This window comes from Flavobacterium agri (assembly GCF_013401995.1).
Classification (GTDB): domain Bacteria; phylum Bacteroidota; class Bacteroidia; order Flavobacteriales; family Flavobacteriaceae; genus Flavobacterium; species Flavobacterium agri.
The window spans coordinates 90,511-114,369 of the sequence record NZ_JACBJI010000007.1; the positions used below are offsets into that span (position 1 = coordinate 90,511).

The following is a 23,859-nucleotide window of genomic DNA, read 5'->3' on the forward strand; positions in this document are numbered from 1 at the left end:
GGATTGTAATTAAAGCTATAACATCATGGAAAATAAAATCTTAGGACTTCACCACATCACAGCCATCGCCGGTGACGCCAAACGCAATTTCGACTTCTATTCAAAAGTGCTCGGGCTTCGGTTCATCAAGAAAACCGTGAACTTCGACGATCCCGGAACCTATCATTTCTACTTCGGTGACGAAGTGGGAAGCGCAGGTACGATCCTTACGTTTTTCCCATGGGGAAGCGGTATCGCACAAGGCCGTCGCGGCTCCGGGATGGCGACCGAAATCGGGTATTCCGTACCAAAAGGCAGCCTCGATTTCTGGATCGACCGCTTCGAGAAATATAACGTCATCTATAACAAGCCGGCCGAGAAATTCGGAGAACGCTACCTCACGTTCCTCGATCCCGACGGGCTCAAATTCGAATTGACCGAAAACGCCAACGACACACGCAAACCTTGGGAAACCGATGAGGTAAAGGCCAATGTCGCCACGCGCGGTTTCCACAACATCACGTTGTCGCTTAAAAGCATTACCGCTACGGCCGCCGTGCTTACCGAAGTGTTCGGGTATAAACTCGTCGCCCAGGAAGTGAACCGTTACCGTTACGCTACCGATGCGGTCGAAAATGCCGCGATCGTAGACTTGGTCGAATTGCCTGCAGAAGAACGCGGTCTTGTGGCCGGAGGAAGCGTCCATCACGTGGCTTTCCGCGTTAAGGACGATGCGGCGCTTATGGCTTTCCGCGAAAAGGTGGAAGCCCACGGATTGAGCATCACGCCTCAAATCGACAGGCAGTATTTCCATTCGCTTTATTTCCGTGAACCGGGAGGCGTCTTGTTCGAAATCGCGACCGACAATCCCGGATTCATGGTAGACGAGAAGCTCGAAGACCTCGGAAAAGGCTTGAAACTTCCGGCCCAATACGAAGCGCATCGCGAGAAAATCGCCGCACATCTTACTCCAATAAACTGAGATATGGAATTTGCCTCTTTGAAATATGTGTATAAAGCTTCTGCCAAGCCAGATGCTTACACCTTGCTGCTTTTGCACGGCACAGGCGGCAACGAGAACGATCTTTTACCTTTGGCCGATTTCTTCGGACCCGACGTCAACGTGTTGTCGGTTCGCGGAAATGTGATGGAAAACGGCATGCCGCGTTTCTTCAAGCGCCTCGGGATGGGCATTTTTGACGAGAAGGATCTCGAGTTCAGGACGTCCGAACTCGTGCATTTCCTGAAGCAGCTTTCGGTTGAAAAAGGTTTCGATGTGACCAGACTGATCGCTCTAGGCTATTCGAACGGAGCCAATATTGCCGGTGCATCTTTGGTGATGTATCCCGATTTTTTGGCAGGTGCGATTTTATTGCGTCCGATGCAGCCTTTCGCGGACAAATATCCTGAGACGCTTGAAGTAAGCCATCCGGTTTTGATCACTTCGGGGAAACTCGATCCGACCGTAGATCCGACCGCCACAGAACGCTATATAAGTATGCTCAAGAACGCCAAATTCGACGTTTCGGCTTACGAGTTGCCTATGGGACATAACCTTTCCAAATCGGACATGCAGCTCGCTTCGGATTGGTTCATAGAAAATTTTAAATCCTGATTACCAACAGACAATTGCTGAAAAACCTGCTTTTGGGGCAGGTTTTTTTATGCGTTCGATTTTGGGTACAAAAAAACGGGAAGACTTTGAATCTCCCCGTTTTCGTGGAATCGCCGGGAATCGAACCCGGGTCCAAACAAGCAATCAATGGGCTTTCTACACGTTTATTTTCCGCTTGGGTTTTCGTTAGCGAACTAGGCCGGAAACTGCCATCCGCTACTTAGCTTCTTAAATTTCGAAGGTTCCGCGAAGCAAGAAACCTTCTAGGTCTATTTTTACGGTTCTCCGTAAACTGTCGCCACAAACCAAGGCTACAGGGGAGAATTCAGCCTCCGTACCTTGTACGGACGTGGATTAATCTTACTTTAATTCAGATTAAGCAGCCAAAGCGTAATTAGATTCGCCGTGTAAAAGTGTTGCAGCTCGGGATTAACGTGAATTGCTGCCTTCACGACGTGCTTACCGATCAATTGGTCTTGCTGTCAAAACCAGTCGACCCCATAAGTGGATGCAAATGTACGTTGGAAAGTTGAGAGGTGAAAGGGGTTGGGGAAGATTTGTGAAATGCGATGAAAAGTGAATGGTGAAAAGTGAATGGTGAAATGTGAAATGTAGAATGTGAGATGTGAGATGTGAGATGTGAAAAGCGAAAATTAATATGTGATCGTTACAATATCGGTTTTAGGCTTACTCTTTTTGAAACCTGTTTTTGGTTTTTAGCTTGATAATACAGCATTAAAATCTGCTTTTTGACGATTATTGAATCGGGCTGTCCGTAAACCCAAAGGTTCATGTCGGGCACATCGACAGTCATTGTTTTACTGTTCGATAAGTTGCGGATGATCAAATGTTCAAAATCCTCGTCTTCGATATGCGAAATGAAATTGATGCTGTTTTTAGCCTGCACTGCGTATTCGTATTGTTCTTGCGGACGATTTTTATCGGTAAATACGAAAACCCGTGAATAACAAGGGCCGCCGCAAGCAAAACCGACTACCGTGCACAGATCGTTGCAATAGGTTATCCGCGACATCTTTGGCCGTACATCTAAAAACGTATTGAGTTGAAGTTTGTGGTTTTTGGAAGTAATCGTCAATTCGTAAGCATTTGTCGATCGATCCGGTATTTCACGAAGTATCGACCGGTAGTTTTCGTTCGTACAAGAATCGATTTCTACCTCTTCTTCTTTTACTCCCGATCGGATTGTGTCCAATACTTTTTCGGTCGAATCAAGAATTTGCGTCGCTGTCTCACCATCATTATTCTCAAACCTTGGATTATGGCAACTTACAACCGACAATACGAATATTAACATGAGTCTCTTCAAAACGACACATTTTACATGCAACATTTCACATCTCACCATTCACCATTCACCAATCACTTTCACCTCACTAAAACCCACTTTCATCCTTTACCAATTTCAGCAAAACTTTGAGATTTTCATTGTCTTCCTTGAATGTAACAGGCGTTTTGAGATTGCCCAACGTGAATTCGACGATTTCCTGACCGTCGAGTTTGGCTTCGAGTTCGGGCGTCAGCAGGATAGAAGCCTTGACGTTGGCGCGGTTTGGCGCATAAGGCCCGCAATCGACGGCTACATTGTCATAAATCAAATTGTCTCCGTTGGTAAGGCGGATGCGCACACCCTTTAGACCTTTGCAGTTGGATTTGTCTTGTTCCGAAGGCGATTTGAACGTAGAAATCCCAATGAAACTTCCAGGTTTTTTGAGTTCCATTTCATAATCGATCTGGTATTGCGGATCGCGTCCCGACGTTTGTGAAAAGACAGGAAGTCCAATCATTAACAAGAAAAATAAGATTCTATTCATCGTGTAATCAGTTTTTTATCGGAATTCGGAAAATATGCACCCACACGGAATCGTTTTCCTCGCGATACATCACGTGCAGGTTCAACGTGTCTTTCTTGAGGTATTTTTTTTCGGGTACGATTTCAAACAACGATTCTTTTTCGGTCGGATTGTTGATGAATCGTAAACCGGGCGCCGCGCTTGACAAACGTTTCGGATCGATGTTCTCAAACCGGAAATGAAGTTTTGTCTTTTGTCCCCAATGCAACTGTTTTGCCTTGTTTTCCAGCTCAAGCGTGATTTTTTGTTTGCCACGACTGTAAGTGAAAGTATCGTCCTGCAAACCGATCCAGCCGACGAGCAAAACACTAATGATCGGAAGAAAGGAACGAAATAGTTTGTTTTTCATTTTCGTGCAATTAAATCAATATTTCACAATAGCTGCGTTACTCGAGCGCTTCTTCGTCCTTGTCTTTCTTAAACGGATAATCGCCGAACAAAGGCGCGAGTTTGCGTACCATATACGGCTTTCTCGAAAACTTGTTCGAAAGCGCGACGATCATGACTTTCTCTTTCTTGAGGTTCACGTACGAAGACGTATTGCCGTGCCACCAACCGTTGTGGAAGTAAAAATGCTGGCCCGTGACCCACTCGATCATGCGGATTCCCAAACCGTAGTTTTTCTCACCCTTGTGTTCGTAACTGTAACCGACGTAAGCCTGTTTGATGAGGTCGGGATTGAGGAAATCGGGCGAATAACGCGCCATGTCGAACTTCATCAGATCGCGTGGCGTAGAGTAGATGTTCTTGTCGCCGTAAACCGCGTCGAGGAAATCCATGCCGATCTCGACACCGTTTCCTTTATACGAAGGCACGACGTTTTTGCGATCCTTGTCGTAATCCATCACGAACGTGTCCTTCATGCCAAGCGGATCGAAAATCATGCGCTTCATGGCCGCCGGATATTTCAAACCCGTGATTTTCTCGATAATCAGCGCAAGCATGGCGTAATTGGTGTTGCAATACGCGAAACTCCGGTCGGCGGGGCGATCCAAAGGCGTGTTGAACTTTACGAAAAGATCGAGAATGTCTTGGTTGGTCAACACCTGTTTCTTGTCCCAAATCTCCTTACGGTCGGCATAATAAGCGTAATTGGTAAGCCCGCTGCGATGGTTGAGCAACATACGCACCGTAATGTCGGGATACGGAAAATCGGTAAGGATCGTACTAACTTTTTGGTCGAGTTCGATTTTTCCGGCATCGATCAATATCAAAGTTGCCGTCGCGGTGAGTACTTTTGAAACCGAAGCGATGTGCAAAGGCGTGTGCTCGTCCATTTCGATCTTGCGGTTCTTGTCGGCCGTGCCCATGTATTTCTCGTAAACGATCTGGCCGTTCTTGACTACGATCATGCTCAGGTTGTCGCGCTCCTCGTTCCAGTTTTTGTCTACGAAATGTTCGATCGTCTCGCGTTTTTTCCCTTTAAAGGCAAGCGAAAGTTTCGGTCCTGTTATTTTGTAAGGTTCGATGTGCGGCAAGGTATCGGTAATTTCCGAAGCTTGGGATTCGCCTTCAACGGGCGTCTCTTTCTTGCATCCGACGAGCAAAAAAACGGTTAAAATGCAGTATGTGAAGTGGAGTTTGATCCGCGAAATCATTTCAAAAAAAGTATAAAAGCAAATATAACCAAACCTAAACTTCCCAGACAAACCGCTTTGTTAATGATTTTCTAAACTTATTCGATAAAATGCATTAATACCTTGTAATTCAATAATTAATCGCGTGGTTTATTGTGGATAAAAAAAGTTTTGACATCGTTTTCGTAAACCTTACTTTTGGCGTCGAAATATCCCCATCATGAAATTTGCCATTATCAGGGAACGCAAGAACCCGCCAGACAGACGCGTGGTATTCAGCCCGGACGCTCTTCTGGAATTCAAGAACCGCTTTCCCCAAGCCGAAATAAAAGTAGAGAGTTCGCCGATCCGCGTGTTTACCGACCAGGAATACCGCGATAAAGGATTCGAAGTCACCGAAGACGTTTCCGATTGCGACGTGTTCATCGGTGTCAAGGAAGTTCCCGTTGAGGCGCTTGTCCCGAACAAGAAGTACTTTTTCTTTTCGCATACGATCAAAAAACAGCCGCACAACCAAAAATTGCTGCAGGCCATCCTCGATAAGAAAATCGATTTGTACGACCACGAAACCATCGTCGATAAAAACCATGTACGCCTGATCGGTTTCGGGCGTTATGCAGGAATCGTCGGCGCTTACAACGGTTTGCGTGCGTTCGGACTCAAGTTCGAGCTGTTCAACTTGCCCAAAGCGGAATCGTTGCACGGCCAGGAAGAAATGACGGCCCGCGTTAAGCGCGTCACATTGCCTCCGATCAAAATCGTTTTGACCGGTTTCGGCAAAGTAGGCAAGGGTGCGAAACATTTTCTCGATTCGGTAAAGATCAAGGAAGTGTCGCCCGATGATTTCCTCAACAAGAAATATTCAGATCCGGTTTACACCCATATCGACGTGTTGGATTACAACAAGAGAATCGACCGAAAAACTTTAGATAAACACGATTTTTACGCTCATCCTGAACAATATGAATCCGATTTCGAGCGATTTTCGAAAGTAGCCGATATTTTCATGGCCGGACATTTTTACGGCAACGGCGCGCCCGTGATCCTGACGCGCGAAATGCTGCAGAAACCCGATAACAACATCCGCGTCGTGGCCGATATTTCGTGCGATGTGGACGGTCCGGTGGCTTGTACGTTGCGCGCTTCTACGATAGCCGATCCGATTTACGGGTATTCGGCTTCTGAACACAAGGAAGTCGATGTGTTCCATCCGTCGGCGGTGGTCGTGATGGCTGTCGATAACTTGCCTTGCGAACTTCCGAAAGATGCGAGCGAAGGTTTTGGGGAAATGTTTCTCGAACACGTCGTTCCCGCATTTTTCAACGCAGACGAGCAGGGCGTACTCGAAAGAGCTTTGATTACCAGCGACGGACATCTTACGCCGGCTTTCGCTTATCTCGAAGATTACGTCCATCCGCTCGAAACCCATAAAGAATAACAAGAAGTGCTTCCCGAAACGGAAGCATTTTTTTTTAGCTATTGTTTATATTTGGCTAAAACTCGACCTTATAGTGAATAGTTCCCGCCTGCTTTTATTGCCTTTGTTTTTTTGTTGCCTGCTTGGCCGCTCCCAGGATATTCCGGGTGCGAGCTTGTTGCCGTTTGTCGAGAACTTCGTAAAATCCGAATACAACGGCGACAACCAGGTTTGGAGCATCACCCAAGGAGGCGACAACGCCATGTATGTGGCCAACAATCATTATTTCCTGCGGTATAACGGTGTGAAATGGGAGCGGTATACGTTACCCAACCGCAGCATCATACGTTCGGTCATGGCCGATGGCGACAAGGTTTATACGGGTTCTTACAACGATTTCGGTTACTGGAAAAGGATAAAAGGCCAAATGGTTTATTCTTCTCTCGCCGAAAACGCCAAATGTTTCGGTGCCAACGACAATGAAGAGATCTGGAAAATCTTCAAATTGGGCAATACGATTTATTTCCAGTCGTTCAATGAGATTTTTATTCTTTCCGCCGACGGAAAAATAGAAAAGAAGCGCTTTCCGCACCAAATCTCGTATTGTTACGTAGTAGGCGATAAAGTTTACGCGGCCACCGTGCGTCACGGCGTTTTTGTACTTGAAGGAAACGGATTCCGCAAAAAAGAAAAGTGGACGGCAATCCAGAACGACGTCATCCACCACATAGAAATGCACGACGGACGCATTTACGTGTTCACAAAAAACAACGGGATTTTTATTGAACAAAACGGTGGATTGGTCGCATGGAGCCATATGCTCAACCAATCTCTGAAAAACCACAGCATCCTTTCGGCTAAATTCGTCGGAAACAACACTTTGGCAATAGGAACGGGACTTCAGGGCTTGTACCTCGTCAATTTCACCGACGGTTCCTACAGGCATTTGAGCCGCGAAAACTCACTCAAGAACAATGCGATCCTTTCTCTCGCGCTCGACAAGGAGAATGATCTGTGGATTGGGTTGGACAACGGTATCGCCCATGTCGAAATCAATTCGCCTGTAGACGTTTTCTCGGACAGTTCGGGCGTCATGGGTTCGGTTTATGCGCTTTCGCCTATGAACGGTGGTTATTTGCTTGTGACCAACAACGGTATTTTTACCTATCGGGATTCCCAGTTGAAACCGGTTCCGAATTCCCAAGGCCAGGTTTGGGACATTTACGGCATCGACAATAAATTTATTGTAGGCCATAATGACGGCACGTTCGTTTTCGACGGACATAATCTGGTCAAGGAAAACATCGTCAACGGCGGATGGAAGTTTTTCAAGAGCGACTTCGATGGCGTGTATTTCCAAGCCAATTATGCGGGAATCGCTTGGTATAGAGATATCAATGATTTGTCTTCGTATAAAATCCTGCCGCGGTTTACCAAGCCCGTGCGCAATTTGGAACAGAACAAACCCGGAGAAATCTGGGCGGCAGACAACTATAAAAGCCTGTATCGCATCACGTACGACAAGGATTTCAATACGCGAAAAGTAGAAAACGTCTCGCAGGCAAATGGGTTGAAGAACGATTTCGGTGTCAAGATATTCCGATACCGGAACGAGTTGTTGTTCCTGATCGATAAATCGTGGTACACCTACGATGCGATTTCGGGAAAGCTCGTCAAAGACCAGACGTTCAACAGGACTTTTAAAGATATTTCGGACATCATCCCGGTTGATGAGGAAAGTTTTATCGTCGAAAAATCGGGGTTGCTGTATGTGATTACGCAAAAAGGTAATCTTTTCGATTGGAAGCTGATCCCGGAAAAGTATTATCAAGGAAAAGTTATTTTCGAAAACACGAAAGCGTATAAGATAGGAGGTAAGATTTACATCAATCTCGACGACGGATTCATTTCGTACAAACCCAGCGCAAAGACATTGCCGCCAGACGACATGAAGGTCGAAGGTTTTTACGAAGGCGAGTTGATTACCGATAATACCGTGATAAAAAACAGCCAGCCCGTCGAGCTTCACGTGATTTCGTCATATTTCGGTTACAGCAGGCCCAATCTGTATTTCAGGCGCAACGGTTCCGACGAGTACCAACGCATCCACAACGGACAGCTCGTACTCAACAACCTTACGGGCGGGAACCAGGACATCGGTATTTATGTTTTTGACGGCACGCGGTATTCCAAGCTTGCCGAGTACAGTTTCTACGTCAAATTCCCTTGGTATATCTCGTTTTGGATGATTCTCATCTACATTATCGTGATTGCCGTGATCTTCCTTTTGTACTATCGCTGGAACCATTTGCGTACCAATCAAAAGCTTCAGTTACAGGAAGAAGAGTTGCGCCACCAAAGGGAAATCGTCGAGATGGAACTCAAGCGCGAAAATGAGCTCAATGTCCAGGAATATGAAAAGCACATCCTCGAGCTTGAGTTGCAGTCGAAATCGTCCCAAGTGGCAGGTAAATCGCTATCGATCGCCAAGCAAAGCGAAATGATAGAAAATATCGAAAAGATTCTCGATTCCGAAAGCAATATTTCGCGTTTGAAATCGGATATCAAGAAAGTCATCAAGTTCAACGCCGTCAATAAGCACGAATGGGAATCGTTCGAATCGAACCTGAGCCAGGTGCACAATGAATTCATCAAAAACCTGTCAAAGCGCTATCCTCAACTTACTTCCAAAGACATACGATTGAGCATCTACCTGCGCATGAATATGTCGTCTAAAGAGATCGCGCCTCTTATGAATATCTCGTTCCGCGGGGTAGAACTTCACCGCTATCGCCTTCGCAAAAAACTCGGATTGGCGGCTGAGGAGAGCATTTCTAAATTCATGCTCGAAATTTAAGCGCACGGCAATTGTTTATTTCACATTTTTAGGCTTTGTTTTTTGGGATTTCCCCATACATCAACGCTACATCATTGTTAGCAAGTAATGGTAAAGATTTAACAATATTAATTTACTGTAAATCAATATTTTATCAATTTATTTTAACAAATTGATGTAGTAGTGTAGTGAGCTTGTGTTGACAACTATAACGTTTGAAATACCTAAATTAGTCCTGCTAACTTTTAACAAATAAATATGAGAAATTTTATTTTCTGCTGTTTGGCATTGCTCATGCTTCCTGCATTTGCCAATGCCCAAGCGATCAGGGGTAAGGTCGTCGATGAAAACGGTCTTCCTCTACCCGGCGTCAGTATCAATAATACGACATCGGGTGGCTCTACCGTTACCGATATAGACGGTAATTTTGCAGTAAATGCCAAAACTGGCGATGCGTTGAAATTCTCGTTTATCGGCTACCTCGAGCAAACGGTGGCTGCTGCCGAGGGCATGAGCATCAAAATGGCGGTTTCGGCTACGGCTCTCGATGAAGTTGTCGTTGTCGGGTACGGCACACAGCGCAAAGCCGACATTACCGGTGCGATTGCGGTAGTAAACGAAAAGGAATTACGGGATCGGCCAAATGCGAATCCGATTAGTTCTATTCAGGGTAAGGTTGCGGGAGTAGTTGTCACCAATGGAGGAAAACCAGGAGAAGCGCCTGGAATAGCCATTAGGGGAATTGGCAGTATTGCAGGCAGTACTCCTTTGTATGTAGTGGATGGTGTGTTGACTAAAGACATTTCATATCTCAATCCTAATGATGTCGAATCGATGAGTCTTTTAAAGGACGCTTCGAGTTCGGCTATTTATGGTATCCGTGCGTCGAACGGCGTTATCGTGATCAAAACCAAATTGGGTAAGAAAGGCGAGGAACGTATCAAGCTGCAGTATGACACAAATGTGGGCTTCTCAACTCCTACGGATGTTCCGGACATGGCCAATTCGGCCGATTATGTGCGTTTGTTTAACGAAAAACTCGCTTACGAAGGAAATACAAATCCGGATAATCAGCTAAACTTGGCCGACTTTAACGGTGTTAATACAGATTGGCTGGATGAAGTACTTAAAAAACAATCATTTACCCAAACGCACAATCTAAGCATTTCAGGAGGTTCGGCTAAAGCCCAGTATAATCTAGGTTTGGGATATTTCACTCAGGAAGGTATTCTCGATGCGGGTAAAGGAATCAGTTCCGGAGACGATTACAAGAGAATTTCGACGCGATTTAACGGTCTTTTCCATGTTACCGACAAATTTCGTATCGGAACGAACATCGCTTACTCGAAGTCGAACAGTAACGACGCGGCCAACCCTATTTACCGAGCAATTGCTGCGCCTCCGGTTATCCCGGTTTACAATGCGGACGGTAGCTACGGTCACCTTGACGATCCTGCAATTGAAGCAGCCCTGGGCGATGCGGGGAATCAAAATCCGCGTCAAACCCTTGATCTCTTCCGCGGAAAAAGCAAAGGTACTCGTACCTTAATGTCGGGTTACGGTGAATATGACATAATTAAGGGCCTTACATTTAAAATGAGTTATTCCCGCGACGTTTCTGATGTTTTCAGCTACACCTATACTCCCGAATTCACTTCGTTTACTGGTACTTTGCAGCCAAGCAAGCTTACCAATACTGCCGTCGAGACCGAAAGTGTGCTTTGGGAAAATACGCTTACCTACGATCGCGAGATCGGCAAGCATCGCTTCACATTGTTAGGAGGTTACAGCCGTCAGCAGGATAGATCGTTCACGTTCACGGGAAGCAAGCTCAATGTGCCTTTTTTTGGTGACGATTCTTCGCTTTACCTCAGCAACAGTACGACGGGCGCCGATGTTACTTCAACGGGAGATAAAGTGAGGTATCAGTCATACTTCGGCAGGTTGAACTATGCCTTTGACGACAAGTATCTTTTGAGTGCGACGGTAAGACGTGACGGAGCCTCTGCCTATAATTTTGACGGCGACCAAAAAACGGCTACATTCCCTTCGGTAGGGCTCGGATGGATTATTTCCAAAGAAGGTTTCATGGCAAATTCAGGGCTTGATTTCTTAAAACTCAAAGGAAGTTGGGGACGATTGGGCAATGCTTCGATTACACGCCAATTTGACGAAACCGCGACAACCATTCCTGGCGGCGTAGCTTTTGGTACGCCAGCCATCATCTCGAACGCTACCTCAATTACACAATTGGTGGATCCGACAATTGATTGGGAAGTGGTTACCGAGGCTGATTTCGGACTTGAACTGAGATCGCTTAAAAATCGCCTTTCCGTAGAAGCAGGCTACTATAACAGGGAAACCAAAGATGCCGTTTTCAGTGTTTCTATTCCTTCTCAGGCCGGATTAGGCTCGTCTTTCTATACAAATGCCGGAACGTTCGTGAACAAAGGATTTGAGTTCGACGTTCGCTGGAACGATAAGATCGGTGATAAATTTACCTATGGCATTTATGGTAACCTGACCACTATCGACAATGAGATTACCGAAGTACTCGGCGGTTCGTTCCTGAATACGGGACCTGGCTTGTTCGGTAACACCATCAAAAGATGGGAAGTAGGTCAGGAAATTGGTTCATATTATGGTTTCCAGGTTGCAGGTGTAGCTCAAAATGCCGAAGAAGCAGCCGAATTCGGAGTTCCCGTAGGCGGATTCTATTTCAAGGACCAAAATGCCGATGGCGTGATTGACGACAACGACAAGAAGTTCCTTGGAAGCCCGATTCCAGACATCACATACGGTTTCGGTTTTAATCTTGGGTATGCTAACGTAGATTTTGCAATGGAATTCCAAGGACAGGCCGGAAGCGAAATTTATAACTTCAACAGGAATACGCGTTTCGGAAACGAAAACTGGGATCAGGATTTCGTGGACAACCACTGGAGTCCTACAAATCCATCCAATTCATATCAAGCGCCTAATACAGACCAGCAGACATCGCGTCCAAGTTCATTCTATGTAGAAAGTGCCGATTATTTCCGTATTCGTAATATAACTTTAGGATATACTTTGCCACAGTCGTTTTTGGACCGCATCAAAATAGACAGGCTTCGGTTTTACCTAAGTGCCCAAAATCCTGTTACTTCTTTCAAGTATAACGGATTCTCTCCTGAGCTGGGGAACCAGTCCATTGAGAACGCAGGTATAGACAACAACGTATATCCATTGTCGGCTGTGTACAGTTTTGGATTGAATCTAAATTTCTAAAAATTATGAAAAAGACATTAATATTATTTTCCGCACTTGCGATTTCCCTGACGTCGTGTAATGACGATTATCTGGATTTCGACAAGGAAGATTCCATTCCCGCCGAAAACTTCTTTCAAACAGAAGCAGACGCGATAGAAGGAACAAATGCCATTTATGCGAACTTGCGCTCATGGGAAGTTTCCGCTTTCCCGTCGTTCATTTTCTCTATCGCTTCAGACGATGCAGAAAAAGGGAGTTCTGTTGGTGACGCTTCGTTCTTTAACGATTACAACAACTTTACGTTCACCAAAACCCAAGTCCAGATCGATTCTTGGTGGAGAGGCCAATGGAACGGCGTGAACCGTTGCAACCAGGTCATCACCAAAGTTCCTGCGATTTCTATGGATGAAACCCTTAAGAACCGTCTCATCGCCGAGGCGCGTTTCCTGAGAGCATTCCACTATTGGTATTTGGTAAGGGCGTTCGGAGGCGTGCCGATTTACGACGGTCTTCCTGCCGATGGCAACTATAACATCCCGCGAAACACGAAAGAAGAGGTTTACGCTTTCATTATCGCAGACCTGCAGTTCGCGGCCCAAAACCTGCCGCCAACTTATTCGGGAGCAGATAAGGGAAGAGCTACTTCCGGAGCCGCTAAGAGTTATTTGGCCAAATTGTATCTCTACCAACAAAACTGGAGTCAAGCGTTGACGTTGTCTAACGAAGTCATGGGTATGGGGTATGACCTCTTGCCAGATTACAACAGCGTTTTCCGCATTGCCAACGAGAACAGTATCGAATCTGTTTTCGAATCTCAGGCTTCTTACGTTGCGGGTAACTGCGATATTTCAAATTCCCAGTATTCACAAACCCAAGGTGTACGCGGATTGTTGGGTTGGGGCTTCAACGTTCCTTCGCAGAATCTTGCCGATTCTTTCGAGGCAGGCGACGTTCGTCGTGACGCTACGATTGTTTTCCGTGGAGAAACGACCCCTGAAGGGGATTTCATTCCGCTCGAAGGTGATAATCCTATGTACAACCAAAAATCGTACGTGCCTTCAGGCCAGATCGGACCTGGTTGTTCAGAAGGTTCAGAGCAGAATGTACGTTTGATGCGTTTTGCCGAAGTGTTGCTTATCAACGCCGAAGCCGCGAACGAGTCCGGAAATACGTCTCAGGCACTTGAGTCGTTGAACCGCGTGAGAAACCGCGCTGGTCTCGACGATTTCGATTCTGCCGACCAAGCCGCTATCCGTCAGGCCATCTGGAGAGAAAGACGCTCCGAATTGGCAATGGAGAGCATCGACCGTTATTTCGACGTGGTACGTCAAGGGCGTGGTACAGAAGTGTTCGGACCACTTGGATTCCAGGCAGGCAAGAACGAGGTTTTCCCGATTCCTAACGACGCCATCCAATTGAGTAACGGTGTTCTCGAGCAGAATACCGGTTATTAATAGCATTCATTAATTTGTTTTGGGCCCTGTTCTAATATCCCAATTTTAGAATGGGGCCTTTTTTTCTATCAACAACACGACATGAATAAATTTTTCTGCATCCTTGTAGCGACTTTCTTGAGTTGCTCTTCATCCGATGCGCCTTCCGGCCAATCTCCAACCGAGCCTACAAATCCCGGGACACCGCTCACGGACGCTCAGCTTTTGGATTTGGTCGAGAAACAAACTTTCAAGTATTTTTGGGATTATGCCGAAGCGAATTCAGGAATGGCGCGCGAACGTTACATTCCGTCCGACCCATCGTACGATCAGAACATCGTCACTACCGGAGGATCGGGCTTTGGGCTTATGGCTATCCTGGCCGGCATCAACCAAAACTACATTACAAGAACTCAGGGCTTGGCAAGGCTCAACCAGATTGCCGATTTTTTGAATACCGCCGACCGCTTTCACGGTGCATGGCCGCACTGGATGAACGGAACCAACGGAGATGTGATCCCTTTCGGGACGATGGACAACGGAGGCGACTTGGTAGAAACCGCTTTCCTGGCTTCAGGAATGATAACGGTTCGCGAATTTTTCAAGAACGGGACAGCCGAAGAACAAGCTTTGGCGACTAAATACGACAACCTTTGGAAAGGCATCGATTGGGATTGGTACAGAAACGGACAAAACGTATTGTACTGGCATTGGTCGCCTAATTACGGCTGGCAAATGAACTTTCCGCTACAAGGTTACAACGAATGCCTGATCACTTATGTGCTAGCGGCATCGTCTCCAACGCATGGCATCACGGCCGAACCTTATCACCAAGGTTGGGGAAGGAGCGGGCAAATTACCTCTTCGGCGAGTTATTTCGGATTTCCGTTGATTTTGAAACACAACGGGGCCGAAGCCAGCAGCGGTCCGCTTTTTTGGGCGCATTATTCCTATTTGGGATTGGATCCAAACCAACTCAATGACCAATACGCGAATTATTGGGACGTGAACTACAACCACAGCATGATCCATTACAATTATTGCGTGGCCAATCCGAACCAATACAACGGATATGGCGCCAATTATTGGGGATTGACCGCATCATATAGCAGAAACAACGACGGTACTATCGGCTACGACGCCCACATGCCAAGTAACGATAAAGGTGTGATTTCACCTACGGCTGCCATTAGTTCGATTGTTTATACGCCGACCCAATCTATGGCGGCAATGCGCAATTTCTACGAAAACTACGGCACACAACTTTGGGGGCCGGCTGGTTTTTATGACGCGCACAGCAAGCATTTCAATTGGACCGCCCCAAGATATTTGGCCATCGATCAAGGACCCGAAATCGTCATGATCGAAAACTACCGCACCGGACTGCTTTGGTCGCTGTTCATGAACGCTCCCGAAGTGCGTCAAGGGCTACAGACATTGGGTTTTCACTCATCTAAATACGGAATCTGAGCCATGAAGCACACGATAGGATTTCTTTTGATATTTCTGGCCTGCTGCTCTGGTAAAACGCAAACTGTTTCGGATGAGAAGTCAAACGAACACGTTGAAAAGCTTACAGACGACGAGCTTGTCGATTTGGTCGAAAAACAAACGTTCAAATATTTTTGGGATTATGCCGAACCCAACTCCGGATTGGCGCGCGAGCGATTTTTCCCCGACGGATATTATCCCGAAAACGATTCCCACATCATAGCCACCGGAGGCTCTGGCTTTGGGCTTATGTCTATCCTGGCCGGAATAAACCAGAAATACGTCACGCGCGAAGAAGGGCTTACGCGTTTGGAAAAAATCGCTTCCTTTCTTGAGAAGGCCGACCGTTTCCACGGCGCATGGCCGCATTGGATCAACGGAAACAACGGTAAAGTCGTGCCTTTCGGATTGAAAGACAACGGAGGCGATTTGGTAGAGACCGCTTTCCTGTGCGAAGGCATCATCTGCGTACGCGAATTCTTTAAGGACGGAAATGCACGTGAAAAAGCACTTGCCTTAAAATACGACGCGCTTTGGAAAGGTGTCGACTTCAACTGGTATACCAACAAAGAGCAAAAACTCTATTGGCATTGGTCGCCCAAGTACAATTGGGAAATGAATTTTCCGCTCGAAGGTTATAATGAAACGATGATTACTTACGTGCTGGCGGCTTCTTCGCCAAATCATTCGATCGACGCGTCGGTGTACCACGATTGTTGGGCGCGCAAAGGCAAAATCGTGACCGACAAAAAAATGTACGGACTGCCGTTACTGCTCAAACACAACGGCGCCCAAGATTTCGGAGGTCCGCTTTTCTGGGCACATTATTCCTATGTAGGATTGGATCCGAACCAATTGTCCGACAAATACGCGAATTATTGGGATGTGAATTACAATCAGGTCAAGATCGATTACGAATACTGCGTAAAGAATCCGAAGAAATTCAAATGCTATGGCCCGGATTATTGGGGATTGACCGCATCGTATTCGATAAACGCCGAAGGAACGATCGGTTACGATTCCAAAAAACGCGTCGGCTACAACGCCCATATGCCAAGCAACGACCACGGCGTCATTTCGCCTACAGCGGCCGTAAGTTCAATCGTGTACTTGCCGAAAGAATCGATTGCCGCCATGCACAACTTTTACGAAAACCACAACGAGGAATCGTGGGGAGTTGCCGGGTTTTACGACGCCATAAGCTGCCAAAACAAGGCATCCGCCAAACAATATCTGGCCATCGATCAAGGTCCGATGGTCGCCATGATTGAAAACTATCGCACCGGATTGCTGTGGAAACTGTTCATGAACGCTCCCGAAGTGCGCTCCGGATTGCTGAAGCTCGGGTTCCACTCGGGTAAGTATAAGTTTTAAGTCGAAAGGCTTGGGTTAGTTTTATTGATTTCTGTTTTCAACGGTTTCCTCGGTCGGAACCACTGAGGGAACCTTGGAAGCAGTTTTGATCCGGCCTTTATCTACTTTTGCATTCACGCCTTATAAAAATCAAAAAAGACACACATAATGAAAAGACAACTGATCGCACTTTCGCTTCTGGTGGCCGTCACGGCTTATCCTCAGAAAAAGAAAGCGACGAAAACGACGATTAAACCAAGAGCCGAATTCGTATCGGAGCTCATGTCCAAAATGACGCTCGACGAAAAAATCGGACAACTCAATTTACCGACTTCGGGCGACATCACCACAGGACAATCCAACAGCTGGGACATTGCCAAAAAAATCGAGGAAGGCAAAGTCGGCGGCTTGTTCAATATCAAGACGGTCGCCAAGATCCGCGATGTACAGAAACTGGCCGTAGAAAAAAGCCGACTGCACATCCCGATGATTTTCGGTATGGATGTAATCCACGGATACGAAACCGTTTTCCCGATTCCGCTCGGATTGTCGTGCAGTTGGGACATGGCCGCCATCGAAAAAAGCGCACAGATCGCCGCTCGCGAAGCCACGGCCGACGGTATTAACTGGACGTTTTCGCCAATGGTCGACATTTGCAGAGACGCGCGTTGGGGACGAATCGCCGAGGGTTCCGGAGAAGATGCTTACCTCGGAAGCCGCATAGCCGAAGCCATGGTGCGAGGTTATCAAGGAAAAGATTATTCGACCGGAACGACCATGATGTCGTGCGTGAAGCACTTTGCATTATACGGAGCCGCCGAAGCTGGACGTGATTACAACACGACCGACATGAGCCACATCCGTATGTACAACGAATATTTCCCGCCGTACAAAGCCGCTTTCGATGCGGGAGCCGGCTCTGCAATGGCTTCTTTCAACGAAATCGACGGAATTCCCGCAACCGGAAACAAATGGCTCTTGACCGACGTTTTGCGCAAGCAATGGGGTTTTAAAGGCTTTGTCGTCACCGATTTTACGGGAATTCCTGAAATGATTGAACACGGAATGGGCGATTTGCAAACCGTTTCGGCTTTGGCCTTGACCGCCGGAGTAGAGATGGATATGGTAGGTGAAGGCTTTCTTACTACGTTGAAAAAATCGCTCGATGAAGGTAAGGTCACGATGGCGCAAATAGACAATGCCTGTAGGTTGATTCTCGAAGCGAAATACGACCTCGGATTGTTCGAAGACCCGTATAAATATTGCAACCTCGATCGCGCCAAAACTGAAATCTTTACCAAATCGAACCGTGATATCGCACGCAAGATAGCCGCAGAATCGATGGTATTGCTCAAAAACGACAAGCAAACGCTTCCGTTGAAAAAATCAGGAACGATCGCTTTGATCGGACCGTTAGCCGACGCGAAAGAAAACATGGGCGGAACCTGGAGCGTCGCCGGACGCATGAACGATAACATTTCGCTTTTGGCGGGAATGAAAGCCGTTGCCGGGAATTCGGCCAAAATCCTGTATGCCAAAGGAAGCAACCTCGATTACGACGCCAAGTTCGAAGAAAATGCCACGATGTTCGGCAAAACGCTTCATCGCGACAGCCGTTCACCTGAAGTCCTGCTCAAGGAAGCCTTGGATATTGCAGGCCAAGCCGACGTGATCGTAGCCGCCATCGGTGAATCTGCCGAAATGAGCGGAGAAAGCTCAAGCCGCACCAATATCGAAATACCACAAGCCCAAAAAGACTTGCTTCAGGCGTTGGTCAAGACGGGTAAGCCTGTGGTTGTAGTGCTTTTCAATGGTCGTCCGTTGGCTTTGGTCGATGAGGAAAAATCGGCTACCGCTATCCTCGACGTTTGGTTTTCGGGTTCAGAATCAGGATATGCGATTTCGGATGTGTTGTTCGGAGCAGTCAATCCGTCGGGTAAGTTGACAACCTCTTTCCCGAGAAGCGTCGGTCAGGTGCCCATTTTTTACAGTGCCAAAAATACAGGCCGTCCGTTGTCGAACAAAGAAGGTAAATTCGAGAAATTCCGTTCCAATTATATAGACGAACGCAACGAGCCGTTATTCCCGTTCGGATTTGGTTTGAGCTACACGAAGTTCGAGTATTCGAATCTGAAAATATCGTCGAACAAAGTCGGCATGAACGATACATTCACGGTTTCGGTCGATGTGACCAATTCGGGGAATTACGACGGTGCCGAAGTCGTGCAGTTGTACATCCGCGACCTTGTAGGTTCGGTGACGCGTCCGGTCCGCGAGCTTAAAGGTTTCAACAAAACGTTCCTTAAAAAAGGCGAGAAGAAGACGGTGACGTTCAATCTGTCTGCAGAAGATTTGAAATTCTACAATTCCGATCTGCAATTCGTGGCCGAACCGGGTGCTTTCCAGGCTTTCGTTGGGACGAATTCGAACGCCGACATGAAAGTCGATTTCGAGTTGACGAAATAACAGTCAAATAATTTGAACCATTAAGGGAGTTGAGGAAGTTAAGATTTTGTGCACAGCAACTTAATTTTCTTAACTCCCTTATCGTTTTAAAAATAAAAAATCATGAAATTGAAATCTATTCTTCAAAACAGGTTTTGCATCTCCGTAAGTGTCCTTCTAATCGGTTTCATCGGTTTCGGACAAAAGAAAATCAAGCCCAAAGCTGAATTCGTCTCCGAACTCATGGCCAAAATGACCGTAGACGAAAAAATCTACCAACTCGTGCAATTTTCCTCAGACGGCACAATAACCGGTCCGAAGCAAGGCGAAAACTACATCACGCGCATCGAGCAAGGTAAAGTCGGTTCTGTGCTCAATGCGTACGGAGCCGAAAACACGCGCAAGATCCAGGAAATCAACATGAAAAATTCGCGTCTCAAGATTCCGTTGTTGTTCGGATTCGATGTGATTCACGGTTATAAGACGATTTTCCCGATCAATTTGGCAATGGCGTCGAGTTTCGATCCGTCGGCTGTGGAATTGGCGGCAAAAGTTGCTGCCGCTGAAGCTTCGTCGGCCGGCGTGCATTGGACGTTCGCGCCCATGGTCGACATTGCGCGCGACGCCCGTTGGGGACGCATTTCCGAAGGTTCGGGCGAAGACACCTATTTGGGAATCCAGATGGCAAAAGCCAACGTACGCGGTTTTCAAGGCTCCGATTTTTCGAAAGCCAACACCGTACTTGCGTGCGCCAAACATTTCGCGGCTTACGGTGCGGCCGAATCGGGTCGCGATTACAACACGGTCGACATGAGCGAACGGGTCTTGCGCGAAACGTATCTGCCGCCATTCAAAGCTGCGACCGAAGCGGGCGTGAAAACGTTCATGGCGTCGTTCAATGAGATTTCGGGCGTTCCGTCTACGGCGAACAAACATCTTTTGAGAAATATCCTTAAAGGCGAATGGAATTTCGACGGAATGGTCGTTTCCGATTACACGGGCGTCAACGAAATGATCGCGCACGGATTCGCCAAAAACGACCAGGACGCGGCCCAACTCGCGATCAATGCCGGTCTCGATATGGACATGGTCGGTGCTACGTTCATGACGACTTTGAAGAAATCGTACGATGAAGGAAAAGTATCGATAGAAACGATAAACGACGCATGTAAACGCGTGCTCGACGTGAAATACGATTTGGGATTGTTCGAAGATCCGTACCGCTATTCAGACGCCAAACGCGAAAAAGAAACGATCTACAAACCGGAATTTTTGGAAGCAAGTTTGGAAGTCGCCAAAAAATCGATCGTACTGTTGAAGAACGACAGAAATGTGCTCCCGCTTAAAAAAGAACAGAAAATCGCGTTCGTCGGGCCTCTGTGCGAAGACGATTACCATATCATAGGATCGTGGGCCGCACTTGGCGATCGTCAGGGTTATGCTGTGAGCGTGAAGGAAGGCGTACAGAAATTGCTCGGCAATTCAGCTAAAGTAACATTCGATAAAGGTGTCGAAATCGAAGGAAACAAGCGCGACGGCTTGCAACAAGCGCTCGACAATGCCAAAAACGCCGACGTTATCGTAGCCGTGATGGGCGAACTCGAAAACATGTCCGGAGAAGCGGCTTCACGTACAAACCTCGATTTGCCCGGAATCCAGAAGGAATTCCTCATGGAACTCAAAAAACTTGGAAAGCCCATAGTTCTGGTTTTGATGAATGGACGTCCGCTCACACTTTCATGGGAAGACCAAAATATCGACGCCATCCTCGAAACCTGGTGGACGGGAACGCGAGGAGGCGACGCGATTGCGCAAACACTTTTCGGACAGAACAACCCGAGCGCGAAACTGCCGGTTTCTTTCCCGAGGAATGTCGGGCAATTGCCGTTGTATTACAATGCGAAAAACACGGGACGCCCGTATTTGGGGCCGAAAGATCCCGAACAGCGCTTCAAGTCGCGTTATCTCGATGTCGACAATTCGGCTTTGTACCCGTTCGGATATGGCTTGAGTTATACGACGTTCGCCTATTCAGATTTGAAATTGTCGTCTAACAAGATCGGATTCGGTCAAAAACTTGCGATTTCGGTGACGGTTTCGAATACCGGAAATTACGATGGTGTGGAAACGGTGCAATTGTATGTGAAAGACGAGGTCGGATCGGTGACGCGTCCGGTGCGTGAACTCAAAGGTTTCCAGAAAGTCGCGCTCAAGAAAGGCGAGAAGAAGACCGTTTCTTTCGAATTGACTTCGGACGATTTACGATTTTACGGACTCGATATGAAATTCTCGGCCGAAGCAGGTGATTTCAGTGTTTTTGTAGGCGGAAGTTCTACAGCCGACCTGAACGCGAAATTCGAATTGGCCGAGTAGAGGCGAAGTCGATTCGAAATCCGACTAAAAACCTGCGAAAACGTTTTAATTGGGCTTTTGAAATCGATTTCGTTGATAACTTGCCTACTTGTATCTTGTGGATTCGCCATTTAAAAATGATATTTATGAAATTTTATGCCTCGAAACTGCGAACCTATTAAAAATGAGGTAATAATATTAACAATAACAAACCTTTAAACCCTTAATCCTTAACTATGAGTTCCGGAACACAAACCAAATGGGGCCAGTTCATACCGCTGGTGACCGTATTCTTTTTCTGGGGATTCGTCGCGGCGAGCAACGACATCCTGATTCCCGTTTTCAAAAAGGCTTTTGACCTCACTCAAGTGCAGAGCCAGCTCGTTTCGTTGGCATTTTACATTTCGTATACGGTCGGCTCGCTGATTTATCTGGGCATTTCGTATGCGATGAAAAGCGACATCGTGAACCGTTTGGGTTACAAGAATTCGCTTGCGCTTGGGCTCGTGATTTCGGCACTTGGTACGCTTTTGTTCTATCCTGCGGCCAATACGGGCTCGTTTCCGTTGATGCTTAGCGGATTGTTCATCGTCGGACTCGGATTTTCGCTTCAGCAGACCGTGGCCAACCCGCTTGCGATCGCGCTCGGACCATCGAATACAGGTTCTCAGCGTTTGACTCTTGCCGGTGGAGTGAACAACTTCGGTACGACTATCGGGCCTTTGCTTGTAAGTTTTGCGCTTTTCGGTTCTCCGGATTCAGGAAATACGACCGTGAACATCGAAGACGTGAAAACACCATACTTGATTCTTGGAGCGGCTTTCTTGCTTGTTGCGGCAATGCTTAAGATGTCTTCGCTGCCAAATCAACCGGAAGTGGAAGAAGAAGTGGTGTCGGATTCCGGAAACAAATTGCGTTCGGCGTTGACTTATCCGCAATTGGTTATGGGAATGATCGCGATTTTCGTTTACGTCGGCGTCGAGGTTTCTACTGCTTCGAATATGCCGGCTTACCTTGAAAAAGATTTGGGATTCCTCACGAAAGACGTCGCGCCTTACGTTTCGCTTTATTGGGCGAGTTTGATGATCGGTCGTTGGACGGGCGCGGTCGAAGCGTTCACAAGTAATCCAAGTACACAAAAAGTACTTAAAATTGTCGCTCCATATTTGGCATTCGGTGTATTCTTGGGCGTTAACGCAATCATGAAACACGATTTGTCTCCATTCTATGTATATGCCGTGATTATCATTGTGATGATCGTTGCGGATATTTTGTCTAAAGGAAATCCTGCGCGAATGTTACTGATTTTCTCGGTTCTTGGTATTGTCGCACTTTTCACGGGAATGGCAACCAGCGGAATGGTTTCGGTCTACGCGATTACAAGTGTCGGGTTGTTCTGTTCGACGCTGTGGCCGTGTATTTTCGCGCTTGCGATCAGCGGATTAGGCAAAAGCACGAACCAAGGCAGTAACTTCCTGATCATGATGATTATGGGCGGTGGCTGGATCAGTATGGCACAAGGTCTTGTAGCGGATGCCGTAGACATCAAGACAAGCTACATAGTAGGTGTCGTGTGTTTCGCATATCTCGCGTTCTATGCTTGGAGAGTGCCGAGCATCTTGAAAGCTCAAGGAATTACTTTAGGAAGAATCGAAGGCGGCGGTCACTAATTCGTCCGATTTCATAAAAAGCCAAAGGGTTTGTACAAATTGTGCAAACCCTTTATTTTTAAACCCTACTAAAAGTTTATTGAATGGCTTTACTAAAATAGCAAAGCGCGATGGAACTCAGGAAAGTACGCTTCAGTTTTCGATGAAGTGCAAGCTTGGACATCAAAATGTAGGAAAAAGCGCCATATGATTAGGAAATGAAAAACGCTGCAATCGCAGCGCTTATTTTTTGTTCTCCTTGTATCGTTTGTCTGGAGTGCCGTCTTTTTTGACGTGGACTTTCTGTTTGTAGCGCTTGTCTGGCGTGCCATCTTTTTTAAGGACGACGCCTTGAGAAGTCACAGTTTTGCCGTCTTTAGTGGTGACAGTAGTCTTTTTCTCAACTTTGGTCGTAGCACCTTTTTTCTCGACTTTGGTCTTTTGGGTCGTGGTCTGTGCCTGGGACGCGAAAGTGAACGCCATCGCCACCAACAGACTGAACAGGAGTTTTTTCATGATACGGGTTTTTAGTTCATCCTAATTTACGATAATTTAATCCCGGCCACGATTTTATTAACGTTATGTTTTGGAA

At 46.8% G+C, this 23,859-nt stretch carries 16 protein-coding genes and 1 other RNA gene; 11 read left to right on the forward strand and 6 right to left on the reverse strand.

Going from position 1 to position 23,859, the window contains the following annotated elements:
• Positions 1-25: 25 nt before the first annotated feature.
• Together HZF10_RS14955 and HZF10_RS14960 are read left to right on the forward strand one after the other, a co-directional pair.
• On the forward strand, positions 26-961 hold the full coding sequence (locus HZF10_RS14955) for a ring-cleaving dioxygenase (protein WP_176007033.1): 936 nt from the start codon (positions 26-28) through the stop codon (positions 959-961).
• A gap of 3 nt (positions 962-964) precedes the next feature.
• Entirely contained in the window at positions 965-1,594 is a 630-nt protein-coding gene (locus tag HZF10_RS14960) for an alpha/beta hydrolase (protein WP_176007034.1), read from the forward strand.
• A 102-nt stretch (positions 1,595-1,696) separates the two neighbouring features.
• On the opposite strand, the gene ssrA is transcribed toward HZF10_RS14960, so the two are convergent.
• The 5 genes from ssrA to HZF10_RS14985 all read right to left on the reverse strand — a co-directional run bounded on the left by ssrA (position 1,697) and on the right by HZF10_RS14985 (position 5,063).
• Positions 1,697-2,094, reverse strand: a transfer-messenger RNA (tmRNA) gene (ssrA, locus tag HZF10_RS14965).
• Positions 2,095-2,261: 167 nt separating this feature from the next.
• Complete coding sequence (locus HZF10_RS14970; RefSeq protein ID WP_176007035.1) at positions 2,262-2,807, reverse strand: hypothetical protein; 546 nt, start codon at positions 2,805-2,807, stop codon at positions 2,262-2,264.
• A gap of 181 nt (positions 2,808-2,988) precedes the next feature.
• Positions 2,989-3,399, reverse strand: a complete 411-nt coding sequence (locus HZF10_RS14975; RefSeq protein ID WP_176007036.1) for a hypothetical protein — start codon at positions 3,397-3,399, stop codon at positions 2,989-2,991.
• Positions 3,400-3,433: 34 nt separating this feature from the next.
• Complete coding sequence (locus tag HZF10_RS14980; RefSeq protein WP_176007037.1) at positions 3,434-3,814, reverse strand: hypothetical protein; 381 nt, start codon at positions 3,812-3,814, stop codon at positions 3,434-3,436.
• A 37-nt stretch (positions 3,815-3,851) separates the two neighbouring features.
• Positions 3,852-5,063: a serine hydrolase domain-containing protein gene (locus tag HZF10_RS14985; RefSeq protein ID WP_176007038.1), complete on the reverse strand. Its 1,212-nt coding sequence runs from the start codon at positions 5,061-5,063 to the stop codon at positions 3,852-3,854.
• A 199-nt stretch (positions 5,064-5,262) separates the two neighbouring features.
• On the opposite strand from HZF10_RS14985, the gene HZF10_RS14990 reads away from it, so the two are divergent.
• From HZF10_RS14990 to HZF10_RS15030, 9 genes are all read left to right on the forward strand, one after another.
• The gene (locus HZF10_RS14990; RefSeq protein WP_176007039.1) at positions 5,263-6,480 is read left to right on the forward strand and encodes an NAD(P)-dependent oxidoreductase; all 1,218 of its coding nucleotides are present in this window, start codon (positions 5,263-5,265) and stop codon (positions 6,478-6,480) included.
• 73 nt (positions 6,481-6,553) lie between these two features.
• Entirely contained in the window at positions 6,554-9,316 is a 2,763-nt protein-coding gene (locus HZF10_RS14995; RefSeq protein ID WP_176007040.1) for a two-component regulator propeller domain-containing protein, read from the forward strand.
• A 237-nt stretch (positions 9,317-9,553) separates the two neighbouring features.
• Positions 9,554-12,562 carry a SusC/RagA family TonB-linked outer membrane protein gene (locus tag HZF10_RS15000; RefSeq protein ID WP_176007041.1) on the forward strand — a complete coding sequence of 1,003 codons (3,009 nt, stop codon included), beginning with the start codon at positions 9,554-9,556 and terminating at the stop codon, positions 12,560-12,562.
• A 5-nt stretch (positions 12,563-12,567) separates the two neighbouring features.
• Positions 12,568-13,998, forward strand: a complete 1,431-nt coding sequence (locus HZF10_RS15005; RefSeq protein WP_217703391.1) for a RagB/SusD family nutrient uptake outer membrane protein — start codon at positions 12,568-12,570, stop codon at positions 13,996-13,998.
• Positions 13,999-14,079: 81 nt separating this feature from the next.
• Positions 14,080-15,447 carry a glucoamylase family protein gene (locus HZF10_RS15010; protein ID WP_176007042.1) on the forward strand — a complete coding sequence of 456 codons (1,368 nt, stop codon included), beginning with the start codon at positions 14,080-14,082 and terminating at the stop codon, positions 15,445-15,447.
• A 3-nt stretch (positions 15,448-15,450) separates the two neighbouring features.
• The gene (locus tag HZF10_RS15015; RefSeq protein WP_176007043.1) at positions 15,451-16,842 is read left to right on the forward strand and encodes a glucoamylase family protein; all 1,392 of its coding nucleotides are present in this window, start codon (positions 15,451-15,453) and stop codon (positions 16,840-16,842) included.
• Between the two features lie 147 nt (positions 16,843-16,989).
• Positions 16,990-19,287 carry a beta-glucosidase BglX gene (bglX, locus tag HZF10_RS15020; protein WP_176007044.1) on the forward strand — a complete coding sequence of 766 codons (2,298 nt, stop codon included), beginning with the start codon at positions 16,990-16,992 and terminating at the stop codon, positions 19,285-19,287.
• A gap of 102 nt (positions 19,288-19,389) precedes the next feature.
• A complete protein-coding gene (locus HZF10_RS15025) occupies positions 19,390-21,639 on the forward strand; it encodes a glycoside hydrolase family 3 N-terminal domain-containing protein (protein WP_176007045.1) in 2,250 nt (749 codons plus the stop codon).
• A gap of 215 nt (positions 21,640-21,854) precedes the next feature.
• Complete coding sequence (locus HZF10_RS15030; RefSeq protein ID WP_176007046.1) at positions 21,855-23,288, forward strand: MFS transporter; 1,434 nt, start codon at positions 21,855-21,857, stop codon at positions 23,286-23,288.
• A gap of 222 nt (positions 23,289-23,510) precedes the next feature.
• On the opposite strand, the gene HZF10_RS15035 is transcribed toward HZF10_RS15030, so the two are convergent.
• A complete protein-coding gene (locus HZF10_RS15035) occupies positions 23,511-23,783 on the reverse strand; it encodes a hypothetical protein (RefSeq protein ID WP_176007047.1) in 273 nt (90 codons plus the stop codon).
• Positions 23,784-23,859: the final 76 nt, after the last annotated feature.

Coding starts and splice junctions, on each gene's coding strand:
- HZF10_RS15035 (WP_176007047.1), bottom strand. CDS start 23,783: ATGAAAAAACTCCTGTTCAGTCTGTTGGTGGCGATGGCGTTCACTTTC.
- HZF10_RS15015 (WP_176007043.1), top strand. CDS start 15,451: ATGAAGCACACGATAGGATTTCTTTTGATATTTCTGGCCTGCTGCTCT.
- HZF10_RS14980 (WP_176007037.1), bottom strand. CDS start 3,814: ATGAAAAACAAACTATTTCGTTCCTTTCTTCCGATCATTAGTGTTTTG.
- HZF10_RS14985 (WP_176007038.1), bottom strand. CDS start 5,063: ATGATTTCGCGGATCAAACTCCACTTCACATACTGCATTTTAACCGTT.
- HZF10_RS14955 (WP_176007033.1), top strand. CDS start 26: ATGGAAAATAAAATCTTAGGACTTCACCACATCACAGCCATCGCCGGT.
- HZF10_RS15025 (WP_176007045.1), top strand. CDS start 19,390: ATGAAATTGAAATCTATTCTTCAAAACAGGTTTTGCATCTCCGTAAGT.
- HZF10_RS14975 (WP_176007036.1), bottom strand. CDS start 3,399: ATGATTGGACTTCCTGTCTTTTCACAAACGTCGGGACGCGATCCGCAA.
- HZF10_RS15010 (WP_176007042.1), top strand. CDS start 14,080: ATGAATAAATTTTTCTGCATCCTTGTAGCGACTTTCTTGAGTTGCTCT.
- HZF10_RS15030 (WP_176007046.1), top strand. CDS start 21,855: ATGAGTTCCGGAACACAAACCAAATGGGGCCAGTTCATACCGCTGGTG.
- HZF10_RS15005 (WP_217703391.1), top strand. CDS start 12,568: ATGAAAAAGACATTAATATTATTTTCCGCACTTGCGATTTCCCTGACG.
- HZF10_RS14990 (WP_176007039.1), top strand. CDS start 5,263: ATGAAATTTGCCATTATCAGGGAACGCAAGAACCCGCCAGACAGACGC.
- bglX (WP_176007044.1), top strand. CDS start 16,990: ATGAAAAGACAACTGATCGCACTTTCGCTTCTGGTGGCCGTCACGGCT.
- HZF10_RS14960 (WP_176007034.1), top strand. CDS start 965: ATGGAATTTGCCTCTTTGAAATATGTGTATAAAGCTTCTGCCAAGCCA.
- HZF10_RS15000 (WP_176007041.1), top strand. CDS start 9,554: ATGAGAAATTTTATTTTCTGCTGTTTGGCATTGCTCATGCTTCCTGCA.